Origin of the sequence: Bartonella fuyuanensis, assembly GCF_014197255.1 — a bacterium.
Taxonomy (GTDB): Bacteria; Pseudomonadota; Alphaproteobacteria; order Rhizobiales; family Rhizobiaceae; genus Bartonella; species Bartonella fuyuanensis.
In genome coordinates, this window is the sequence record NZ_JACIFE010000038.1 from 1 (window position 1) to 5,713 (window position 5,713).

A 5,713-nucleotide genomic window follows, 5' to 3' on the forward strand; every position below is an offset into this window, starting at 1 on the left:
GAATTGTTCAAAATCACGCCATGGCTATCAACATTGAAACTGTCATATTTGTTATGAGAAAGACCCTGTCCATTGGGGCGAACAATATCAATCAGAGGCACATCATTGCCGGATTTCCCCACCGTGGGGCGGAAAACAGAACCAACCCCATCGGCTGCTTTAATCCCTTGGCTCTCTTGTGCAACAGGACTTCGCGCTCCAAGCGCTTGTGCTTGCAACAACAAAGGCTGAAAAGCTAAGCAAAAACTTAAAACCAGTGAAAGCCCCTTATGGATCCCTCGCTGCAAAACACAAAGAACGCGCTGCCATAGCTTGTATCCATATCCCAATCTATGCTTTTGATTCTTCAATCCCCGCATCTTCAAATCCTCAGAAAATTCTTTATCTCTTAAAAAAACAACCCATATGGGTGTAAACAACGCAGCGATATTTTTACCGCCCATTTGCTCTAAAATCTCAATAATGCCCGCACTTGAAATAACCCTGTCGCATTCCCCTTTTCTTGCACTGTCAATTGGGTTAAAATATTCGAATAAGATACATCAATATCCGTAATGTCTCCGGTTGCATGGAAACCAAGAGTTGCCCCAACGAGGCTCCCGCCAAAACTGTTTTTGTTTACATCATTGGCCACGGCCCCCAGATCAAGCGCCATATAAGGGGAAAATTGGCTCATAAATTTACGCCCCATTCTCGAAGAAAAACCTGGCAACAACAGCGACAATTCATTGCGCCAAAACGCCCCATTATTGCCGTAATAAATCGCCTCACGCACCCCGCGCACAGAGGAACTGCCACCAAGCGATATTTGCTCTGAACTAAACAACGTGTCGGGTGATAATTGTCCTGAAAACAGCGTGTTATAGCGGAAGTTATACTGTTTGAGCGAAAAAGGACGCACGTAGCCTAGGGAAAAAGACAATTTGGAAAATTGCCCTTTGGGTGAATTTTTTGGCGCATTCGCTTGCTCTTTATCGTCATAAGCGCCCAAAATTGCCAACCCTTTATGAAACCCTATATGTGCGCTTAATTCTCCTCCAAGCCACTTGCGCGAATGATCAAGCTCAAAGGTTGCAATAGCTAGTTTACGGCTGGAAACATCAACCCGACTGCCCATAATAAAATTATCAGAATATTTCCATGTCAACCGTCCTGTAAGCCAGGTCTTTCCCTCTTGATCACGGTCGATAACCCGTGAAATCCACGGGGTCAGTGATAAAGACTTCCCCGAAGTCATAATATCGGAAAATATTCCCTTAACACTCGAATGATATTGGCTCCACGTCCCATCAAAACCTGTTGTCCAAGTGCCATAGGGTAGAGAAAATGATCCCGTTAGAGTATCACTATTGGGACGCTTATGAGAAAAATAATACGGTCCACCATCCATGGAGCGCTGATAGCTCAACGACCATTGATCATTGATCCCTAACAGATCATCAAAAAAAAGGCTCAAGCGCGTTTGATAAAGCCCTGTTGCTTTAGCCCCAAGATTATCACTGGAAAGCGTAATAAGCCAAGGTTTCTGTTTTTCAATATGAACATCGAGTATCGAGCCACCAGAATTACTACCAGCACCAAGATTAATGCTGGCTTGGCGTGAGAAAAGCCGATTGATTTGATCAAGCCCTTGCTCTATCTGGCGAAGATTGGTCGGTTTTCCAATAAGGTTTGGAAAAGCCGTGGTGATTTCTCCTTGAAGTCTCCTCTCAACTTTATGCCCATCCAGAGTGATATCTTCCATCACACCTTCAACTACAACAATCTTGAGATGACCGCCGCTTAAATCTTGCTCAGGCAAATAAGCCCGCACCGCTATATAACCCCGCTTCATATAAAGATTGGTCACCGCTTTGAGCACTTTATTGATTTCGGAAATCCCCAAACACCGACCCACCCAAAAGGAAATGCTGTTATGAAAATCAGTGCGAGAAATCAATCGAACATCAACAAGTTCAATACTTTTGATCAAAAAACAAGTCGTATTAGGCAAAGCACCATCGGCAGATGTGGTATCATCGTTTGGAAAAAATATCCCATCTGTTTCGTTTCTACGGTGCAATCGTTGAAAACGCTGTTCTTCCGTTTGTTGACGTTGAATGCTCTCTGATTGATTAATCGCTTGATCACGAATGTTTTGGGCAAAACTCGGCAACGAAAAAAGGCACAAAATAGCCGCAAAAACAAAAATGAAAAAAAATCTATGCATTCATTGTGCCCTCAAAATGAGCAACAAAATGACCCCCATCATCAGCGTCACAGAAAAAATCGCCAACCGCGTAACAATTTTTTAATTTTTTGATGAGAGTAATACTTATAACATCTGAGAAAAAAGCATAGACTGTACTGTATACACCTGCTTTATTAGTTGTGCAAACCATATCATCTCCCCCGCTTTTGAAGATTTTACAATGACACTGTTAAATGACAATCATACACTCTAATATGCTTCTTAAGTCTAAGGTGTCGCATGTAATATAATCTTGAGCTTTAAGTAAAGGCTCTTATTCACAGAATATACCAAATTTATTGGAACTGTTACATATCTGAAACAACAAAAAACCAGCTATTATTATCGCTTGATCAGAAAAATAGTATGACAATAGCTTCTTACTAAAATAAGAAAAAACGCGATAATAGTACAGACATAGCTTCTAAGAAATGCCTCTCTGCTTACTGACTAAAACCATACCAAAAGATGATATATTCTATTATGTTTACGGTCTACTTCATTCGGAAGATTATCGCTCTCGTTATGCTGATAACCTCTCTAAAGAACTGCCTCGTATCCCTTGCGTAAAAACGGCTGATGGTTTTTGGAAGTTTGTAACAGCAGGGCGTAAACTCGGTCATTTGCACGTAAACTATGAAACTATCGAGCCTTATCCAGTAACTTTTAAAAAGAGTAATCCAAAATTAACTGATATCTCTAATCCAGAAAAGTTTTATTACGTGACAGAAATGAAATTCGCAAAAATTAAGGATAGTAAGGAAAAGAATAAATCAACTGTTATTTATAATAACAATATCACAATAACAGATATCCCTCTTGAATGGGTTATGGGGCGTCAATGTGTAAAGACTGATAAAAAGAGTGGTATTGTCAATGATGCCAATCGCTATGCTGTTGAAACCGTTGGAAACCCCGCCTACCCTCTAGAGTTGTTTCAAAGGGTTATTACCGTAAGTCTAGAAACAATGAAAATCGTAAAAAAACTACCAAAATTAGAAATTAGAGAAACTGAATAGATTTGGCATGCTCAGATGATAGGCATGTTAACCTCACAAAGGGGTATAAGGTCTTATAACCATAATCTATACCTCTTTTGTTAAGTTGATTAGATACAATCCTAATATGCGTTATTCTAAAAAGAAATCATTTGCACTTTTAGATACTCTACTTTGGATTGCTTTAAGACTTTTAAGAAACCCACTCTTAAAGTGAATTAGATTTTTTTACATTGCCTTTAAAAGATTATACCGTAATCTAAAATGATGGCTTTGTTATCAAAAGCTTTGTTTAAAGAGAGTTATGTATATTCATTTTCTTATATTACTTAGAGGTTTTGAAGGTTTCTCACACCCTCAAAATACCTTCAAAATATATCATGGGTTGTATTTATAGGTTGTGTTTTAATACAGATTGTATCTCTAAAATACTAATATATTGAAATATAATAACTCTTATTTTTTATTGAAAAAAATATATAAAAGGGGCGTAAAAAGCACCTCCAAAACCTCCAAAACTCATAACCATAATGGTCTTTATAGCACTTCTTATGAGTTACAAACTATCTTTTGAAAGGCTTTAAAGGAGCATATGCTTTTCATAAAGCACATTTTAATCACTCACTCAAATGATCACTTTTGTCAGTTCAATTTACTGACACATAACTGACAAATATATATTATGAATTGAATTTATGGGTTGTCTTTTAATAAAGGTTGCATCATTAAAATTATAACCTATTGAAATATAATCTTTTTAATTTTCTCTCATTTAAAAAGAATAATATAGGCTCTAAAAAGAACTGACAAAACTGACACAACTGACAAAAGCCTATTAAAAGGTATTTTTCTGATCTCTATAATGATCAATCTCTCTTTAGATATTTTCATAACAGTCTATAAATCACAATTATCATATATCCTATTTATCGTTTCTCTTATGAAAATGAAAAATGATGCCATGGCTATAAAGCATATAACAGTTATAAAGAATGCATAAAAACAGTAGCTTTGTTTAAATAAAGCAAAAATGCGAATTAATGCATTGGTTATCAGAGCGCGGCGCCTATTAAGATAGTTCAAATGATAAATGCGTTATAAACAAAATTCACAAAAAAATTTAAATTCATTTAGTAAAAAAACTGACAGGTTATAAAGTTTAAAATATGCATTATGAGAGCGTTTCTAAATATTATAAATGTATAGATTCAAAAAAGAAGCCAATCGTTTCTAAAGCCCATAATATAGCTTTAAAAGCATATAAATATAAAAGAAGCAATTAATAAGCATAAGATGTTATCAATACATAACATATATAAAAAAATACAAAAAATATCAAAAAAGATAAAATATTATTTGAAAATAAATACGTATTTTGTTATATTAATACTTAAGTGATCAAAACACTAAACATGTAGCGAAGAGGTTGCGATAAACCTAATCCTATTATAAAAACTGACTATCTTTTATGCTTTTGTTAGCATATATAGTGATCTTGTCGGGTGTCGTTACGTCATACAATACTCTTTATGAGAAAAGCGTAACAACGGGACTACATGCCGTGTTTTGAGCGCCCGGCGCCCATTAGGGTGTCAATTTCAAAACATATAAACATGTAGGTTTTTAAATATGACAAATATATCAAAAAACTCCCCCGTTATTTCTTCCACTTCAAATGAAAGCGCATCTGTTAATAAACAACAGCTTGCAAAAAAATACGAACTTACTAATGAAACGCGTTGTGTGGCTGGTCATACTTTACACCGCATTAAAGCCATTAGAGATTTTGATGATGTAAAGACTGGTGATTTAGGTGGTTTTATCGAAAAGGAAAGCAATCTCTCTCATGAGGGCAATTGCTGGGTTTATGATAATGCTACCGTTTTTTGGGAAGCTGTCGTTTCTGACAATGCAAAAATACATGATAATGCTTGTATTAATAGAAATGCTAAAGTTTATGGCAATGCCGTTGTTAATGATGATGCATGGGTTTTCGGTGCAAATGCTCATGTTTATGGCAATGCAAAAATTAATGACAATGCTATCGTTCGTGGTCAAGTTTATGACAATGCCTTTGTTTGTAATAAAGCTAATATCGTTTTTGATGCAAAAATCTCTGATAATGCGAAAATTGCTGATAATGCTTATGTAAAGGGCTTTGTTTATGGCAATGCAAAAATATTAGGCTCTGCTCGTATTGATTGGGCTGCTCATGTTTACGATAATGCCGTCGTTTCTGACAATGTATATGTTTGTTACTTAGTAAAAATCTTTGGCTATGCTATAGTTGATGGCAATCAAAAAATTTATGATGATATTGGGAATAATAACAAAACCATAAATGAAGCTGCTTAAATAAAGCATGGGCGTTGTGGGGGCGCCTGCTTTCTAATTCAATTTTCCATTTCAAATTTTTCCAACCGTTTAACACATATCTATTATGTGAGGGTATCTCTATGTCTCAAAAATACGAATTAACCAGTGA

The 5,713-nt window shown here is 36.1% G+C and carries 4 protein-coding genes and 1 pseudogene; 2 read left to right on the plus strand and 3 right to left on the minus strand.

What is annotated here, in order from left to right; translation table 11 throughout:
- The 3 genes from GGR08_RS07490 to GGR08_RS07500 all read right to left on the minus strand — a co-directional run.
- Positions 1-359: hypothetical protein (locus tag GGR08_RS07490; RefSeq protein ID WP_425485762.1), on the minus strand; the 359-nt coding region annotated here is incomplete at its 3' end.
- Between the two features lie 89 nt (positions 360-448).
- Positions 449-2,209, minus strand: coding sequence for a ShlB/FhaC/HecB family hemolysin secretion/activation protein (locus GGR08_RS07495; RefSeq protein ID WP_183194697.1), 1,761 nt, complete (start codon positions 2,207-2,209; stop codon positions 449-451).
- A complete protein-coding gene (locus tag GGR08_RS07500; RefSeq protein ID WP_183194698.1) occupies positions 2,202-2,381 on the minus strand; it encodes a hypothetical protein in 180 nt (59 codons plus the stop codon). Before GGR08_RS07500 ends, GGR08_RS07495 begins: the two co-directional genes overlap by 8 nt.
- A gap of 307 nt (positions 2,382-2,688) precedes the next feature.
- Between GGR08_RS07500 and GGR08_RS07505 the strand changes: the two are divergent.
- Together GGR08_RS07505 and GGR08_RS07510 are read left to right on the plus strand one after the other, a co-directional pair.
- A pseudogene (locus GGR08_RS07505) lies at positions 2,689-3,249 on the plus strand (type ISP restriction/modification enzyme); the annotation flags it as partial.
- Positions 3,250-4,857: 1,608 nt separating this feature from the next.
- Entirely contained in the window at positions 4,858-5,583 is a 726-nt protein-coding gene (locus GGR08_RS07510) for a hypothetical protein (protein WP_183194699.1), read from the plus strand.
- Positions 5,584-5,713: the final 130 nt, after the last annotated feature.

Coding starts and splice junctions, on each gene's coding strand:
- GGR08_RS07500 (WP_183194698.1), bottom strand. CDS start 2,381: ATGGTTTGCACAACTAATAAAGCAGGTGTATACAGTACAGTCTATGCT.
- GGR08_RS07495 (WP_183194697.1), bottom strand. CDS start 2,209: ATGCATAGATTTTTTTTCATTTTTGTTTTTGCGGCTATTTTGTGCCTT.
- GGR08_RS07510 (WP_183194699.1), top strand. CDS start 4,858: ATGACAAATATATCAAAAAACTCCCCCGTTATTTCTTCCACTTCAAAT.